Source organism: Paraburkholderia sp. J63, from assembly GCF_905220245.1.
In the GTDB taxonomy this organism is placed as follows: domain Bacteria; phylum Pseudomonadota; class Gammaproteobacteria; order Burkholderiales; family Burkholderiaceae; genus Paraburkholderia.
In genome coordinates this window covers 127,330-143,364 of sequence record NZ_CAJMZF010000017.1, presented here as the reverse complement: position 1 = coordinate 143,364, position 16,035 = coordinate 127,330, and the positions used below count along the sequence as shown (strand labels likewise).

The following is a 16,035-nucleotide window of genomic DNA, read 5'->3' as shown; positions in this document are numbered from 1 at the left end:
GCGTAGGCGGCGCTTCAAAAAATTCGAACGCTCGCAGTATCCCTATCCACGACAGGAGATCCACGATGAGAAAAACCATCCTGACCGCTTTCGCCGTCGCCGCAACCTGCGGCGCGGCAGCGCTCGCGCCGCAGGCTCAGGCCGCCGACGCGCCGGGCGTCGCGTTCGTCTATCTCGGCAATCCGGGCGATGCAGGCTGGACTTACGCGCACGATCAGGGCTCGAAAATGGTCGAGCAGAAGTTCGGCAACAAGATCAAGATCACGCGTATCGAGAACGTGCCCGAATCCGCCGACTCCGAGCGCGTATTCCGCGATCTCGCGAGTAAGGGCAACAAGATCATCTTCGGCTCCAGCTTCGGTTATCAGGACTTCGAACTAAAGGTCGCGAAGGACTTCCCCGATACCGTGTTCCTGCACGCGACCGGCTACAAGAAGGCCGCGAACTTCGGCACCTATGACGTGCGCATGTATCAGGGCGCGTATCTCGCGGGCGTCGCCGCGGGCTATGCGACGAAGACCAACACGCTTGGCTTCGTCGCCTCGGTGCCGATTCCCGAAGTGGTGCGCAACATCAACGCGTACACGCTGGGCGCGCGCTCGGTGAATCCGAAAGTGCATACCAAGGTCATCTGGATCAATAGCTGGTTCGATCCGGGCAAGGAAAAGCAGGCCGCTGAAACGCTGATCGGCCAGGGCGCCGACGTACTGCTGCAGAACACCGATTCGAGCGCGACGCTCGCGACCGCCGAAGAGAAGCACGTTCACGCGTTCGGCTGGGATTCGAACATGAAGAAGTTCGGCCCGCACGCGCACCTGGGCTCGGTGGAGGCGAACTGGGGCGTCTACTACGTCGCCGCGATCCAGCAGGTGCTCGACGGCAAATGGAAGAACGATCCCGTGTGGTGGGGCATTCCGCAGAAGGCCGTCGATCTCGGCGACGTGAACACGTCCGAGCTTTCCGCCGACGCGCAGAAGGCCGTCGCCGCGAAGCGCGAGCAGATCGCGAGCGGCAAGTGGGACGTCTTCACGGGCCCGATCAAGGACCAGACCGGCGCGGTCAAGATTCCGGCCGGCAAGACGCTCACCGATCCGGAATTGCAGCGCCTGAACTGGTACGTCGAGGGCGTGGATGGCTCGCTGCCGAAATAAGCGTAGGGCATAAAGGCGCGATTGCGGCGCGAAGCGTAAGCCGCAATCGGCCCTGGCAATCGCGCGCGGCCAGGCGGGTTCGTGATGGCCGAGCGCGCTTGCCGTCCGGTCTTTGCAGCACCACTGCGGCTGCGCGCAGCCTTCAAGGCGTGCGCGGGCCGCCGCGCGACCCTCGGTCGGCGCCTTATTCGTCGATCCGCAGCCCCACCTTGATCGTCACCTGCCAGCGCGTGATCTGATCGTCTTCGATCAGCCCGCGCGTTTCCGTGACCTCGAACCAGTGCAGATTGCGCAGCGTTTTCGAGGCGCGCCCGATGGCGCAGCGTATGGCGTCGTCGCTCGAGACGGTCGAGGAGCCGGTGAGTTCGATCTGCTTGTAGACGTGGTCGTTCATGACAATGTCTCCTGTCGGCCGGAGTTGGTGCTTTAGCACTGACTCCGGCGCCATGACAAAGCTTCGTGGGGGGCGTTCTGCGGCGCGTTCGGCTGACGCGCCAATCGAGTATAGGCAATGGCCCGGCGAGCAGGCCGCAAATGCGGACGCCGTGCCGGTATCATGGCGCCTCGCTATGGCGCCGCATCGGCCATGCCGGCTGGGGCAGGCAGGAGGGGGCGCGCAATTTCAAACGTACCGGGCCGCAAGGTAGCGAGGCACGAAGCAGGAGACGAAGACGATGCAAAAGCAGGAACTGGGATTTTGTGGACCGGGATTGATGGGCGCGCCGATGATCCGCCACTTGTTGCGCGCGGGTCACGCGGTGCGCGTCTGGAACCGCACGCCGGAGAAGGCCGAGGCGCTGGTTGCCGATGGCGCGCAGGTCGCCGCCACGCCGGCCGGGCTCGCGCAGCACGCGGACGTGGTGCTGCTGTGCGTCGCGGACGGCGCCGCGGTCGAGCAGGTCGTGTTCGGTGAACACGGCTTGCTGGCCGCCGCCGAGCGAAAAGGCGAGGGTAGCCAGGCCGTGCGCGTGCGCCGCATCGTCGATCATTCGAGCATTCCGCCCGAACTGACGCGCGAACTGGCCGCGCGCGCGGCGGCGCTGGGCGTGGGCTGGGTCGATGCGCCGGTCTCGGGCGGCGTGGCGGGCGCGCAGGCGGGCTCGCTCGCGATCATGGCGGGCGGGGCGGCGGAAGACGTCGACGCGGTAGCGCCGATGCTCGCCGCCTACGCGGCGCGGATGACGCACATGGGCGGCCCCGGCGCGGGCCAGACCACGAAGCTGTGCAATCAGGCCATCGTCACGGCGACGGTCGCGGCGATCGCCGAGGCGGTGGGGCTCGCGCGCCGCAGCGGCATCGACGCCGCCAAGCTGCCCGAGGCGCTCGCGGGCGGCTGGGCCGACTCCACGCTGTTGCGCACGTTCGTGCCGCGCATGACCCAGGACGACCTCGTGCCGATCGGCGCGCTGAAAACGTTCCAGAAGGACGTGGACACGGTCGCGGACGCCGCGCGCCTCACCGGCACGCCCATGCCGGTCGCGGGCGCCGTGCAGCAGATCCTGCGCCTCGGCGCGGCGATGGGACTGGCCGAGGCCGACTTCTCGGGCTTCGTCGACATCCTGCAGACACCGCGGCGCGCCTGAGCGCGCTTTGGCTCGGGGAGCAGGTGGCGTCAGGCGACGCTTCGGCTCCCCAGGCTCCCGAAGCCCCACCAGGCGGCCGGCACGAATCTGCCACGAATTTCCGGTAGTTTTCCGGGCGCGCCCACTTGGCCAGAGCGCTGGCAGCCGCGCGCGAACTGACATAACCTGCTAAAATTACAGGTTTTTCGTCGATCTACTTTCCGGGACGCGCTGTGCTCTCTACCGCCAACATCACCATGCAATTCGGGCCGAAGCCCTTGTTCGAGAACATCTCGGTCAAATTCGGCGAAGGCAACCGCTATGGCCTGATCGGCGCGAACGGTTGCGGCAAGTCCACGTTCATGAAGATCCTCGGTGGCGACCTCGAGCAGAGCTCGGGCAACGTGATCCTCGAGCCGAACGTGCGTCTGGGCAAGCTGCGCCAGGACCAGTTCGCGTACGAAGACGTGCGCGTGCTCGACGTCGTCATGATGGGCCACACCGAAATGTGGGCCGCGATGACCGAGCGCGACGCGATCTACGCGAACCCCGAAGCCACCGACGACGACTACATGCACGCCGCCGAACTCGAAGCGAAGTTCGCCGAGTACGACGGCTACACGGCCGAGGCGCGCGCGGGCGAACTGCTGCTCGGCATCGGCATCGGCACGGAATTCCACAACGGCCCGATGAACGCCGTGGCGCCGGGCTGGAAGCTGCGCGTGCTACTCGCGCAGGCGCTGTTCTCGAAGCCCGATGTCCTGTTGCTCGACGAACCGACCAACAACCTCGACATCAACTCGATCCGCTGGCTGGAAGATGTTCTGAACGAGTACAACTCGACCATGATCATCATTTCCCACGATCGACACTTCCTGAACCAGGTCTGCACGCACATGGCGGACATGGACTACGGCACGCTGAAGGTCTGGCCGGGCAACTACGACGACTACATGCTGGCGTCGACGCAGGCGCGCGAGCGTCAGCAGGCGGCCAACCAGAAGGCGAAGGAGCGCGTGGCGGATCTGCAGGACTTCGTGCGCCGCTTCTCGGCGAACAAGTCGAAGGCGCGTCAGGCCACCAGCCGACTGAAGATGATCGACAAGATCAAGATCGAGGACTTCAAGCCGTCGTCGCGCCAGAACCCGTTCATCCGCTTCGAATTCGAGAAGAAGCTGCACAACATCGTCGTGGTCGCGGAAGAGATCACGAAGACCTACGAGCGCCGCATCTTCAATAAATTCAGTATCAGCGTGCAGCCGGGCGAGCGCATCGCGATCATCGGCGAGAACGGCGCGGGCAAGACCACGCTGCTGCGCTCGCTGCTCGGCAACCTGGCCGTCGACAACGGCACGGTGAAGTGGGCCGAAAACGCGAACATCGGCTATATGCCGCAGGACACATACGAAGAGTTTCCGGCCGACGTCACGCTGATGGACTGGATCGACCAGTACCGCCAGGAAGGCGACGACGAGCAATCGGTGCGTGGCACGCTGGGCCGTCTGCTGTTCAACGCCGACGACATCCGCAAGTCGGTGAAGGTGCTGTCGGGCGGCGAGAAGGGCCGCATGATCTGGGGCAAGCTGATGCTCGGCCGCCACAACGTGCTGCTCATGGACGAGCCCACGAACCACATGGACATGGAATCGATCGAGTCGCTGCAGATCGCGCTCGAGAAGTTCGAAGGCACGCTGGTGTTCGTGTCGCACGACCGCGAGTTCGTGAACGGTCTTGCTAACCGCATCATCGAAGTGAAAACCGACGGCAAGATCAACGATTACAGCGGCAATTACGAGGACTTCCTTGCCAGCCAGGGGCTGCATTGAGCTTCGATCGCTGATCGAGGCGTGAAATGAAAACGGGCGGCGCGTGAGCGTCGCCCGTTTTGCTTGGTGCGCCGCCAGTTCAGTACAAAGACGCCAGATTCTTCGGCACGCGGTACGCCCCGTCGCGATAGTCGATCGTGTAATTTCGGTACGTCGTTTGTTCGTCGGCGTGGTCGCTCAGATCCTTGTGTTCGGTGCGTACCGACTTCTCCTTGATCTTGAGCGCAGCGTAGCCGCCTTCGCCGGTGGGACCGAATTCGATCGTGCGCTGGGTGTCGACGTAAAAGCCCATCCCCATGGCGTCATATCGGCCGTGTGCGTAGTCCAGTTGCAGCCGGTCGAGCACCTTGCGCAGGCGCTGACTGTCCACCACATAGAGGCTCATCGATACCTCGGCTTTCGGGGCGGCCATGGGCGGATATTCGTGCTCCACGCCTACGCCGAACGCGGGATTGCCGGGTGCCAGCGGCCAGGGCGTGGTGTCGATATCGAGCGCGCCGAAGCGTACAGCGTCGTAGCGGATCGCCGAAGGCTCGAAGGTATGGGCGATAACCGCACCCGATTTCGTATCGGCGACGAGCACTTCGAGATCGAGCGCGCCCGCCTTGTCGTTCGCGTCTGCATGCGGCATCGGCAGGACAGCGATGGTCCGCGTGGGATTCGCTGGCCAGGCTTTGCACCCAGCGTGAACGGTGTCGAGCTTTTGGCCGGGATGCAGTTGCTGCATCCACTTCTGGAAGTTCGTCTCGCAGTCCGCGTGGGCGAGAAGCGGTGTCAGCGCAATGGCAAGGCAGAACAGCGGGCGTTTCATCGATCGTGTGCTTGACGGATTCAAAGGTCGCACGAGTATAGGGCGCGATCTCTTTCGACGTCTGTCAGACCTGCACGCGCCGTGGCCTTACGTAAGCGTCAACCGCGCTAGAATGCCAGCTTGCCGTCGCGCCAACCGCGCCCGCAAACGAACACGAAGCTTGGCATGGAATGGCAGTCGGCGCTGAAGCGCAAACGGCCATCGACAGACAGGAGGAACGCGCATGAACAACTACGACCAGCTCTACATCAACGGTAACTGGGTCGCCCCGGCGGGCAAGGGCACGATCGACGTGTTCGACTCGGGCACCGAGGCCGTTATGGGCCGCATCCCCGAAGGCAACGAAGCCGATGCCGAATCGGCTGTCGCCGCCGCGCGCGCGGCCTTCGACAAATGGGCCGCGACGCCCGCCGCCGAGCGCGGCGCCTATCTGCAGAAAATCGCCGATAACCTCAAGGCCCGCACCGACGAGCTTGCCCAACTGATCGCGGGCGAGGTGGGCATGCCGCTGAAGCTCGCGCGCGCGATCCAGGTGGGCGGCCCCGTCTACAACTGGGGCGCCTATGCGAAGCTCGCGAGCGAGTTCCAATACGAGCAGCGCGTGGGCAATTCGCTCGTCGTGCGCGAGCCGGTGGGCGTGGTGGCGGCCATCACGCCGTGGAACTATCCGCTCAATCAGATCACGCTCAAGGTGGCCGCGGCGCTCGCGGCGGGCTGCACGGTCGTGCTCAAGCCGTCCGAGGTAGCGCCGCTCAACGCGTTCGTGCTCGCCGAGGCCATTCACGAGGCCGGCCTGCCCGCGGGCGTCTTCAATCTCGTGACCGGCTATGGGCCCGTGGTCGGCGAGCTGCTCGCGCGTCATCGCGACGTCGACATGGTTTCGTTCACGGGCTCGACGCGCGCAGGCAAGCGCGTCTCCGAGGTGGCCGCGGCCACGGTCAAGCGCGTAGCGCTGGAGCTGGGCGGCAAGTCCGCCGCGGTCGTGCTCGACGATGCCGATTTCGCAGCGGCCGTGAAGGGCACGGTGGGCGCCTGCTTCCTGAACTCGGGGCAGACCTGCTCGGCGCATACGCGCATGATCGTGCCCGAAGCGCGCTACGAGGAAGTGCGCGCCCTCGCGAAGGAGGCCGTCGAGGCCTACACGGTCGGCGATCCGCGCGACGAGAAGGCGAAGCTCGGGCCGCTCGCCTCGAAGGTGCAGCAAGAGCGCGTGCAGCAGTACATCGAGCGCGGCATCGCCGATGGCGCCGAACTCGTGACAGGCGGCGCGGGCCTGCCCGAAGGCGTGACGAAGGGCTTCTTCGTGAAGCCCACGGTGTTCGGCCGCGTGCCGCGCGACGCGGCCATCGCGCAGGAGGAGATCTTCGGCCCGGTGCTCACGATCCTCACGGCGAAGGACGAGGACGATGCCGTGGCGATCGCCAACGACTCGCTCTATGGCCTGGGCGGCGCGGTCTGGGCCGGCAGCGACGAGCGCGCGGCACGCGTGGCGCGCCGCATCCGCACGGGGCAGATCGACATCAACGGAGGCACCTGGAACATGGCCGCGCCGTTCGGCGGCTACAAGCAGTCGGGCCATGGCCGCGAAAACGGCGTATACGGCCTCGAAGAGTACCTGGAGTACAAGTCGATGCAGTTCAAGGTGCCGAAAGCTTGATTTGACGCCGTTTCGCGCCTTGCAAATGTTTCGGTGCGGCGTCTTGATTGGTGTCATTTCTGCGGGGATCTTTGCGGATCCCCGCATTTTTTATTGATACATATCAATATCGTCTGTGGGCGGCGCGCGACCATTGACGTTTTGCCACCGACAACGCAAAGCGGTCCACCATGTTTCCTACCCATTCTTTCGCGCCGCTGGCCATTCGCGGCCGTCAACTGCTGCCCATCGTGCAAGGCGGCATGGGCGTCGGCATCTCGGCGCACCGGCTCGCGGGCAGTGTCGCGAGCGAAGGCGCACTCGGCACCATCGCGAGCATCGACTTGCGCCATCACCATGACGACCTCGTCGAGCAGTGCCGCGCCGACCACCGGCACGAGACGCTCACGCGCGCGAATCTCGTCGCGCTCGGCCGCGAGATCGAAGCCGCACGCAAGCTCGCGCGCGGCAACGGCATGATCGCCGTGAACGTGATGAAGGCGGTCAGTGCGCACGCCGACTACGTGCGCGTGGCCTGCGAGCATGGCGCCGACGCAATCGTCATGGGCGCGGGCCTGCCGCTCGATCTGCCCGATCTTACCCAGGGCGTGGACATCGCGCTCGTCCCGATCCTCTCCGATGCGCGCGGCGTCTCGCTCGTGCTCAAGAAGTGGATCAAGAAGGGGCGTTTGCCCGATGCCATCGTGCTCGAGCATCCCGCGCACGCGGGCGGCCACCTCGGCGTGACCGACATCGCCGACATGAATAACGAGCGTTTCGCGTTCGACCGTATCTTCGAGGAGCTCGACGGCGTCTATGCGTCGCTCGGCATCACGCGCCGCGAGGTGCCGCTCATCGTGGCGGGCGGCATCAACAGCCACGAGGCCGTGCGCAAGTGGCTGGACGCGGGCGCCAATGGCGTGCAGGTGGGCACGCCGTTCGCCGTGACGGAAGAGGGCGATGCGCATCCGAACTTCAAGCGCGTGCTCGCCGACGCCAAACCGGAGGACATCGTCGAGTTCGTGAGCGTGACCGGTCTGCCCGCGCGCGCGGTGAAAACGCCGTGGCTCGACCGTTACCTGCGCAACGAAGCGCGCATCCGCAACAAGATCGGTCTCGTCAAGAACGCGTGCCCGACCGGGCTCGAATGCCTGTCGATCTGCGGCCTGCGCGATGGCATCGAAAAATTCGGCCATTTCTGCATCGATACCCGTCTTGCGGCGGCGCTGCGCGGCGACGTGGCCAATGGCCTGTTCTTCCGTGGCCGAGAAGCGTTGCCATTTGGCAACGCCATTCGCAGCGTCAGGGACCTTCTTGAGCTTCTTTTGACCGGTGTTTCGCGGCCTGCTGTCGCACATCGGGCGGCGTTTGCATTGATCTGACGGACATCAACTTCGCGATGGGAACCTCCGTCGAAAATTCCTGCGGACCTGCGAATCACCGCAGGGATAACGGGGATAACCATCATGAAGAGGCAATGCAAAACCATCGCGACGGCCGCCGCACTCGCACTCGGTGCGGCTTTCGCGGCATCGGCCGCTCACGCCGCCGGCTCGCCTGACACGGGTATCTACGCGGGCGACTGGCTCGTGCGCCTGCGCGCGATCTCCATCGTGCCGCAGGTGAGTTCGAGCGGCGCGCTCAATACGCTCAACACCAACGTCAACAACGCGATCGTTCCCGAGCTCGACTTCACCTACATGGTGACGAACAATATCGGCGCCGAGCTCATTCTCGGCACGTCGCGCAACCAGGTCACGTCGAGTCTCGGCGCGCTGGGCGGCGTTGGCGTGCTGCCGCCCACGCTGCTGCTGCAGTACCACTTCAACAACGCGGGCGTATTCCGTCCGTACGTGGGCGCGGGTATCAACTACACGCTGTTCTACAACAACGGCCTGCACGTCGGCGACCAGTCCGTGTCGATCGACAACCATAGCTTCGGCCCGGCGCTGCAGTTCGGCGTCGATTACCAGGTCGCGAAAAACGTGTTCGTGAACGTGGACGTCAAGAAGATCTGGATGCGCACGGGCGCGTCGCTCAACGGCTCGTCGCTCGGCACGCTCTATATCGACCCGATCGTGGTGGGCGTGGGTGTCGGCATGAAGTTCTGATCGCCGCTGCGCAATGTGACGGACGCGCGACATCAGCGCGAAAGCAACGCCGGTTTGTCCGGCGTTTTTTTCACTCCGCGCGCGGCGGAGCGCAGGTGCGGCCGGTCAGGTGCCGCGGGTCAGGCGCGATTCTTCTGGAAGCGCATCGCGGTGCCTTCGCGCTCGATGCGTGCCCAGACGGCGCGCTTTTCCTCGTCGGTCAGAAAGACCCAGTTCGAGACTTCCATCGCGGTGCGGCCGCAGCCTTTGCAGATTTCGTCGAAGAGCGTCGAGCACACGCCGATGCATGGGCTGTCGGGAAGGTCGTGGAGATTGGAGGCCATCGATATGTCTTGGGGCGGGATGGCCGGCGCGCTGCACCGGCCGTGCGGAAAACCCCGCTATGTTAACCGATTCGCCGGCGCGGCCTTCTTTGTCGCTTCTTTCTCTCTGCGTTGTCTATCTGGCAGTGGGGGCAACGGCCGGGCGCGTGCGAAATCCATGCCTGACGAATCGATTCAGCGCGAATTGGCGCGCGGCCCGCCGGGCGGGGGCGTCGCGCGAATGTCGCGCCGGCGGTTTTTTTGGTGGACAGGGGCCGATAAACGGCTAAAATTGCGCGCGATTTACCGTGCGCCGCAACCATTAACGGCGACCGTCCTCGCCGCGCGGCAGGTCCTGTTCCGTTTGCGCGACACGCCGGCGCGCTTTTTTTGTCGCCTGGCATGTTTGATGGTAGGTTCGGTAACTTCAGGGGAGCCGCGCCAGGCGCGGCGGACAGCCGGCTGGACGCCGGCCAGAGACAGGCTGCAAGCCAGGCTAACCAACAAGCAGGCTAACAAACAAGCGGAGAACGGGATGAAGAAACGGGTTTTGGCGAAACTGGCTGTACTCGCGCTGTGCGCGGCGCCGTGGGTGGCGTCAGTGGCGAAGGATACGCAACTGAACGTGTACAACTGGTCCGATTACATTGCCAAAGACACGATTCCGAACTTCACGAAGCAGACCGGCGTTCAGGTCAAGTACGACAACTACGATAGCGACGACACGCTCCAGGCCAAGCTCCTCGCCGGCAATTCGGGCTACGACATCGTGGTGCCGACCAGCAACTACGCGGGCAAGCAAATCGCCGCCGGCATCTTCGCGCCGCTCGACAAGTCGAAAATCCCCAACCTCAAGTATCTCGATCCGCAACTGATGGCGCTGGTCGCCGGCGCGGATCCGGGCAACAAGTACGCGGTGCCCTGGGCCTACGGCACGACCGGTCTCGCCTATAACGTCACGAAGGCGCAGCAGATCCTCGGCAAGAACGTGCCGCTCGACAACTGGGACATCCTGTTCAAGCCCGAGAACATCTCGAAGCTGAAGGCCTGCGGCGTCTCGGTGCTCGACGCGCCGGACCAGATGTTCGCGGCCGCGCTGCACTACATCGGCAAAGATCCGCTCTCGACGAACCCGGACGACTATCGCGCCGCGCTCGCGATGATGAAGAAGATCCGTCCGTACATCACGCAGTTCAACTCGTCGGGCTACATCAACGATCTCGTGGGCGGCGACATCTGCTTCGCCTATGGCTGGTCGGGCGATGTCGTGATCGCCAAGCACCGCGCCATCGACGCGAAGAAGCCGTACAAGATCGAATACTACATTCCGAAGGGCGGCGCGCCGATCTGGTTTGACGTGATGACCATCCCGAAGGACGCGCAGCACAAGGAAGCCGCCTACGAGTGGATCAACTACATCGAGACGCCGCAGGTCCACGCGGCCATCACGAATGCGGTCTACTACCCGAGCGCGAACGCCGAAGCACGCAAGTACGTGAACAAGGACATCGCCAACGACCCGGCCGTCTATCCGTCGCCGGAAGTCCTGAAGACGCTGTTCCTGCTCAAGCCGCTGCCGCCTGAAATCCAGCGTCTGCAGACGCGTCTGTGGACCGAGTTCAAATCGGGCCGTTGACGCGGCCGACGCGGTCGTTCCCGTTTTACCCGAGCCCTCGGCACGATGCCGGGGGCTTTGTTCATCAACCCCGTCCAGCATCAAGGCAGAACCAGGCAGGGCAGAGAGAATCATGAGTGATCAGTCGAGCGTGCCGGCAGCCCCCGGCGCGCTGCCTTCGGGCTTCACCGCGGCGGATTCGGCCGCGGACAACTTCGTGCAGGTCGTCGACGTCGTCAAGAAGTTCGGCGAAACGACGGCCGTCAAGGGTGTCAACCTCTCGGTGAAGAAGGGCGAGCTGTTTGCGCTGCTCGGCAGCTCGGGCTGTGGCAAGTCCACCTTGCTGCGCATGCTCGCGGGTCTGGAGACGATCACCTCGGGCAAGATCCTGATCGACGGCGAAGATCTCGCGACGCTGCCGCCGTACCGTCGTCCGGTCAACATGATGTTCCAGTCGTATGCACTGTTTCCGCATATGACGGTGGAGTCGAATGTCGGCTTCGGGCTGCGCCAGGAAGGCGTGAAGAAGGGCGAGTTGAAAGACCGCGTGGCCGCGGCGCTCGAGCTCGTGCAGATGTCGCGCTTCGCGAAGCGCAAGCCGCATCAGCTCTCGGGCGGCCAGCAGCAGCGCGTGGCGCTCGCGCGCTCGCTCGTCAAGCGTCCTAAATTGCTGCTGCTCGACGAGCCCATGTCGGCGCTCGACAAGCAGATTCGCCAGCGCACGCAGATCGAGCTCGTCAACATTCTCGAGAAGGTGGGCGTCACCTGCATCATGGTCACGCACGACCAGGAAGAAGCCATGACGATGGCCAACCGCCTCGCCGTCATGAGCGAAGGCGAGATCGTGCAGCTCGGCGCGCCCAACGAGGTCTACGAGTTTCCGAACAGCCGTTTCTCGGCGGAATTCATCGGCTCGACCAACCTGTTCGAGGGCAGCGTGGTGGAAGACGAGCCCGATCACGTGTTCATCGAATCGCCGGACTTGCCCGTGCGCCTCTACGTGAGTCACGGCATCACGGGCCCGCTCGGCATGCCCGTGACGATTTCGGTGCGGCCCGAGCGCATCGCGCTCACGCGCAAGCCGCCCGAGGGGACGTTCAATTGGGGCCGTGGCGTCGTCAAGAACATCGCGTACATGGGCGGCTACTCGCTCTATCACGTCCGGCTCGACTCGGGCAAGACGGTGATCGCGAACATGTCGAGCCTCGCGCTCTCCGAGATCGACTCGCCGACCTGGGACGACGAGGTCTACGTGCGCTGGAGCGCCTCGGCCGGCGTGGTGCTGACGTCATGAGCGCGCTCACTTTCAGGCGCATCCTGCACTGGCCGGCGCAGCGCTTCAATCTGACCGGCCGCACGGCCGTGGTGGCCGGCCCGTTCTTCTGGCTGCTGCTGTTCTTCCTCGTGCCGTTCATTCTGGTGGTGAAGATCAGCTTCGCCGACCAGCAGCTCGGCATTCCGCCGTACACGGAGCTCACGTCGTATGCGGACGGCGTCTGGCACATCGCGCTCGATTTTTCGCACTACGCGTTCCTGTTCCAGGACAGCCTGTATTTCGCGACCTACGTGAATTCGGTGCTGGTGGCGGCCATCTCGACGCTGCTGTGTCTGCTGATCGGCTATCCGATGGCGTATTACATCGCGCGCTCGAATCCGTCCACGCGCAACATCCTCATGATGGCGGTGATGCTGCCGTTCTGGACCTCGTTCCTGATTCGCGTCTACGCATGGATCGGCATTCTGAAGAACAACGGACTGCTGAACAATTTCCTGATGTCGACCGGCATCATCCATACACCCATCGAGCTTTATCACACGAACACGGCCGTCTATATCGGCATGGTGTATTCGTATCTGCCGTTCCTCGTGATGCCGCTCTACGCGCACCTCGTGAAGATGGACCTCACGCTGCTCGAGGCGGCCTACGACCTCGGCGCGAAGCCCTGGGTCGCGTTCACGAAGATCACGCTGCCGCTCTCGAAGAACGGCATCATCGCGGGCTGCCTGCTGGTGTTCATTCCGGCGGTGGGCGAGTACGTGATCCCGGAGCTGCTCGGCGGCGCGAACACGCTGATGATCGGCCGCGTCATGTGGAACGAGTTCTTCGACAACGCCGACTGGCCGATGGCCTCCGCCGTCACCTGCGCGATGGTCCTGCTGCTGCTCGTGCCGATGGCGCTGTTCCAGCACTTCCAGGCGAAAGAGCTGGAGGGCCGCGGCAAATGAAACCGAATCGCGTTCTGCAGTTCATCGCGCTCGGCATCGGCTTTGCGTTCCTCTATATCCCGATCCTGAGCCTGATCATCTACTCGTTCAACGACTCGCAGCTCGTGACCGTGTGGACGCATTTCTCGACGCGCTGGTATCAGGCGCTCGCCACCGACGACGAGCTCATCACCGCCGCGTGGCTTTCGCTGCGCATCGCGCTGATGACGGCGTTCGCCTCGGTGATCATCGGCACGTGGGCGGGCTTCGTGCTCGCGCGCATGGGGCGCTTTCGCGGCTTCACGCTCTATACCGGCATGATCAACGCGCCGCTCGTGATTCCCGAAGTGATTCAGGGCATCTCGCTGCTGCTGCTGTTCGTCGAAATGGAGCAACTGTTCGGCTGGCCCGCGGGGCGCGGCGTGTTCACGATCTGGATCGGCCACGTGATGCTGTGCATCTCCTATGTGGCCATCATCGTGCAGTCGCGCGTGCGCGAACTCAATCCGTCGCTGGAGGAGGCCGCGCTCGACCTGGGCGCCACGCCGTTCAAGGTGTTCTTCCAGATCACGCTGCCGCTGATCTCGCAGGCGCTCGCGGCGGGCTGGCTGCTCTCGTTCACGCTCTCGATCGACGACCTCGTGCTCTCGGCGTTCCTCTCGGGCCCGGGCTCGACGACGCTGCCGCTCGTGGTGTTCTCGCGCGTGCGTCTCGGCCTGAATCCGGAGATGAATGCGCTTGCCACGCTTTTCATTTTCGTGGTGACGGTGGGCGTGATCGTCGGCAATTACTTCATGCAGCGCGCCGAGCGCAAGCGCATGGCGATGGCGGTCTGACGCGCGCGCGAAGTGGGCGCCTCCATCGAAAACGGCGCGTGGGCTTCGGTCCACGCGCCGTTTTTCATGATCGGCTAGCCAACGCTCGAGATGCTCAAAGCCGGTAGCCCATGCGCAGCCCGCCCCAATGCCGGCCATTCACGACGATGGGCGCGGAGGCATCTTTCATCATCACGAACTCGCCGCCGCCCATGTCGCGCCGATAGGTCTGCAGCAGGAACGGCTTCGTATGCGAGCCGGCCGCGAGGCCCGTGCGGTCGTTGAAGACGCGGCGATTGCGGCAGTGCGCGGCGTTCCAGACCGGATCGCTGCCCTGGGGATGCGAGAACTTGCGGTTATGCGTGGGAATGTAGCCGCGCGGATCGATCGCGACGCAGAACGCCACGCGTTCGTCGAGCGCGAGCAGCGGCTCGATGATCGCGGGCAGCACGTGATCGGTGAATGCGACGAAACGCGTGACGTGCTGCTGCGGGTTCGTGTCGGGCACCGGCACGTAGGTATTGTCGAAGAGATCCGCCGTGGCGATCTCGCCGCGCGCGAGCGCCGCTTCGAACAGCTTGCCGACTTGCGCCGCCGCGCGCTGCACGGCCTCGACGAAGCGCGTGTCGTCGGTCTGGACGCCGGTGGCGGCCGAGAGCTCGATCAGCGTTTCGGAGACCGAGAGCAGCTTGCCGAGCTGGTCCTTGGCCTGCGCGAAATTGCGGCTCGAATCTTCCACGCCATTGGCCATCTGGCTCACCTGGGTTTCGAGACCGTCGCATTTCGCCTCGATCTCGCCCGTGAGCTGCGCGATCTGGCCGGCGTGCGCGTCGAGCTGCGTGATGGCGTCGCCGGTGCTGTGCACCGCTTCGCCGATGGTGTGCGTGCCCTCGCGCACGCGATGTGCGCGCTCGGTATTGGCCGCGCCTTCGGCGAAGAGCCGTTCGGTCTGCTGCGTGAGTTGCGCGAGCGTCTGCTCGATCTGCCCGGTGGCCTGCGCGGTCTTGGCCGAGAGATTCTTGACCTCGGCGGCGACGACGGCAAAGCTCTTGCCCATTTCGCCGGCGCGCGCGGCCTCGATGGCGGCGTTCAGCGCGAGCAGCTGGGTCTGCCGGGCGATCAGCGAGATTTCTTCGGAGACCTTCGAGACGTGCGCGAGCGCGCTCTTGAGCGCGCCGATCTGGCTCTCGATGACCGTCACACCCTCGACGAGGCCGTGGATATCCTCGAGCGACGCCTCGATGGTTTGCTGCGAGGCCTGCACGGTGGCGGTGGTGCCCGCGCTGAGCTCGCGCATGGCGCGCGCGGCGGCGGCGATTTGATGATTGCCGGCGAGGGTGTGCGCGGCCGACTCGCGCAAGGCGTGGCACACATCGGCCTGATGCTGGACGCGCTCGGCCACGGCGTCGACGTGACCCGAGACGTCGCAGATTTCGATGCCGAGGCGCCCCGCGTGCGCGGCGATATCGCCGACGATCGAAGCCGATTTCCCGGTGCGGCGGCGGCCGCGCCAGCCCATGCGCAAAGCTGTCATCGAGTGTCTCCTTGTCGACGGGACCTGGTGCAAAGCGCTCGGGTTCCATGCAGCGCTGCCCATGTGGTTTTTTTTGTGTGACGTGTCGCGCCCGGTCGCTACATGGAAGCACGCAGCAAGCACGCGAGCGCCCGGATTTCAACGCGTTTACGGCAGGCTGCGCGAGGACTTTAGCGTCACCGGGGAGCCAGGCGCTATGATCGGGGAATGCGGGTCCACTGCGAGCGCGCTATGGCATGACGCCAGGCAGGCGGCGCGGGCCGCAGCGGAAACACGATGATCGACGCAATAATGAAGGAGGGCGCGATCGAAGCGCTCTGGCAACAACTGATTCAGCTCTGGGAGCTGATCGTGATGGTCTGCCGCTTCCTCTGGGGGTTGCTCAAGCTCTTGAGCGGCGCCTGAGTGCGAGGCCGCGCGCGGTGCGCGGCCGGAAAGCAGCGGACGGGCGCGGCGCGCTCATCTGA

At 64.6% G+C, this 16,035-nt stretch carries 15 protein-coding genes; 11 read left to right on the top strand and 4 right to left on the bottom strand.

From position 1 onward, the window contains the following. Positions 1 to 65: 65 nt before the first annotated feature. Positions 66 to 1,151, top strand: a complete 1,086-nt coding sequence (locus tag U5775_RS19875) for a BMP family ABC transporter substrate-binding protein (protein WP_322059797.1) — start codon at positions 66 to 68, stop codon at positions 1,149 to 1,151. Between the two features lie 184 nt (positions 1,152 to 1,335). Here the strand turns inward: U5775_RS19875 and U5775_RS19870 are convergent, their stop codons facing one another. Continuing rightward, positions 1,336 to 1,545 (bottom strand): dodecin, encoded by a 210-nt coding sequence (locus tag U5775_RS19870; RefSeq protein WP_238463415.1) that lies wholly within the window; start codon positions 1,543 to 1,545, stop codon positions 1,336 to 1,338. A gap of 280 nt (positions 1,546 to 1,825) precedes the next feature. Here U5775_RS19870 and U5775_RS19865 point away from each other — a divergent pair, with 280 nt between their 5' ends. Both U5775_RS19865 and U5775_RS19860 read left to right on the top strand, forming a co-directional pair. Further along, positions 1,826 to 2,734 carry an NAD(P)-dependent oxidoreductase gene (locus U5775_RS19865; protein WP_322059796.1) on the top strand — a complete coding sequence of 303 codons (909 nt, stop codon included), beginning with the start codon at positions 1,826 to 1,828 and terminating at the stop codon, positions 2,732 to 2,734. Between the two features lie 212 nt (positions 2,735 to 2,946). Beyond that, positions 2,947 to 4,539 carry an ABC-F family ATPase gene (locus tag U5775_RS19860; RefSeq protein WP_322059795.1) on the top strand — a complete coding sequence of 531 codons (1,593 nt, stop codon included), beginning with the start codon at positions 2,947 to 2,949 and terminating at the stop codon, positions 4,537 to 4,539. A gap of 79 nt (positions 4,540 to 4,618) precedes the next feature. Here U5775_RS19860 and U5775_RS19855 read toward each other — a convergent pair whose 3' ends face one another. Beyond that, positions 4,619 to 5,350: a hypothetical protein gene (locus tag U5775_RS19855; protein WP_322059794.1), complete on the bottom strand. Its 732-nt coding sequence runs from the start codon at positions 5,348 to 5,350 to the stop codon at positions 4,619 to 4,621. Between the two features lie 223 nt (positions 5,351 to 5,573). On the opposite strand from U5775_RS19855, the gene U5775_RS19850 reads away from it, so the two are divergent. From U5775_RS19850 to U5775_RS19840, 3 genes are all read left to right on the top strand, one after another. Beyond that, a complete protein-coding gene (locus U5775_RS19850) occupies positions 5,574 to 7,007 on the top strand; it encodes an aldehyde dehydrogenase family protein (RefSeq protein ID WP_322059793.1) in 1,434 nt (477 codons plus the stop codon). 170 nt (positions 7,008 to 7,177) lie between these two features. Beyond that, complete coding sequence (locus U5775_RS19845) at positions 7,178 to 8,368, top strand: nitronate monooxygenase family protein (protein ID WP_322059792.1); 1,191 nt, start codon at positions 7,178 to 7,180, stop codon at positions 8,366 to 8,368. An 84-nt stretch (positions 8,369 to 8,452) separates the two neighbouring features. Further along, a complete protein-coding gene (locus tag U5775_RS19840) occupies positions 8,453 to 9,097 on the top strand; it encodes an OmpW/AlkL family protein (protein ID WP_322059791.1) in 645 nt (214 codons plus the stop codon). A 119-nt stretch (positions 9,098 to 9,216) separates the two neighbouring features. Here U5775_RS19840 and U5775_RS19835 read toward each other — a convergent pair whose 3' ends face one another. Next, complete coding sequence (locus U5775_RS19835; RefSeq protein WP_322059790.1) at positions 9,217 to 9,420, bottom strand: DUF1289 domain-containing protein; 204 nt, start codon at positions 9,418 to 9,420, stop codon at positions 9,217 to 9,219. 514 nt (positions 9,421 to 9,934) lie between these two features. Between U5775_RS19835 and U5775_RS19830 the strand changes: the two genes are divergently transcribed. The 4 genes from U5775_RS19830 to U5775_RS19815 all read left to right on the top strand — a co-directional run bounded on the left by U5775_RS19830 (position 9,935) and on the right by U5775_RS19815 (position 14,055). After that, a complete protein-coding gene (locus U5775_RS19830; protein WP_322059789.1) occupies positions 9,935 to 11,035 on the top strand; it encodes a polyamine ABC transporter substrate-binding protein in 1,101 nt (366 codons plus the stop codon). 112 nt (positions 11,036 to 11,147) lie between these two features. Next, positions 11,148 to 12,308: an ABC transporter ATP-binding protein gene (locus tag U5775_RS19825; RefSeq protein ID WP_322059788.1), complete on the top strand. Its 1,161-nt coding sequence runs from the start codon at positions 11,148 to 11,150 to the stop codon at positions 12,306 to 12,308. After that, complete coding sequence (locus tag U5775_RS19820; protein ID WP_322059787.1) at positions 12,305 to 13,240, top strand: ABC transporter permease subunit; 936 nt, start codon at positions 12,305 to 12,307, stop codon at positions 13,238 to 13,240. The genes U5775_RS19825 and U5775_RS19820 overlap by 4 nt, the downstream gene beginning before the upstream one ends. Continuing rightward, positions 13,237 to 14,055 (top strand): ABC transporter permease subunit, encoded by an 819-nt coding sequence (locus U5775_RS19815; protein WP_322059786.1) that lies wholly within the window; start codon positions 13,237 to 13,239, stop codon positions 14,053 to 14,055. The genes U5775_RS19820 and U5775_RS19815 overlap by 4 nt, the downstream gene beginning before the upstream one ends. Positions 14,056 to 14,149: 94 nt before the next feature. Here the strand turns inward: U5775_RS19815 and U5775_RS19810 are convergent, their stop codons facing one another. Further along, entirely contained in the window at positions 14,150 to 15,568 is a 1,419-nt protein-coding gene (locus U5775_RS19810) for a methyl-accepting chemotaxis protein (RefSeq protein ID WP_322059785.1), read from the bottom strand. 276 nt (positions 15,569 to 15,844) lie between these two features. Here U5775_RS19810 and U5775_RS19805 point away from each other — a divergent pair, with 276 nt between their 5' ends. Then, complete coding sequence (locus U5775_RS19805) at positions 15,845 to 15,973, top strand: hypothetical protein (RefSeq protein WP_322059816.1); 129 nt, start codon at positions 15,845 to 15,847, stop codon at positions 15,971 to 15,973. Positions 15,974 to 16,035: the final 62 nt, after the last annotated feature.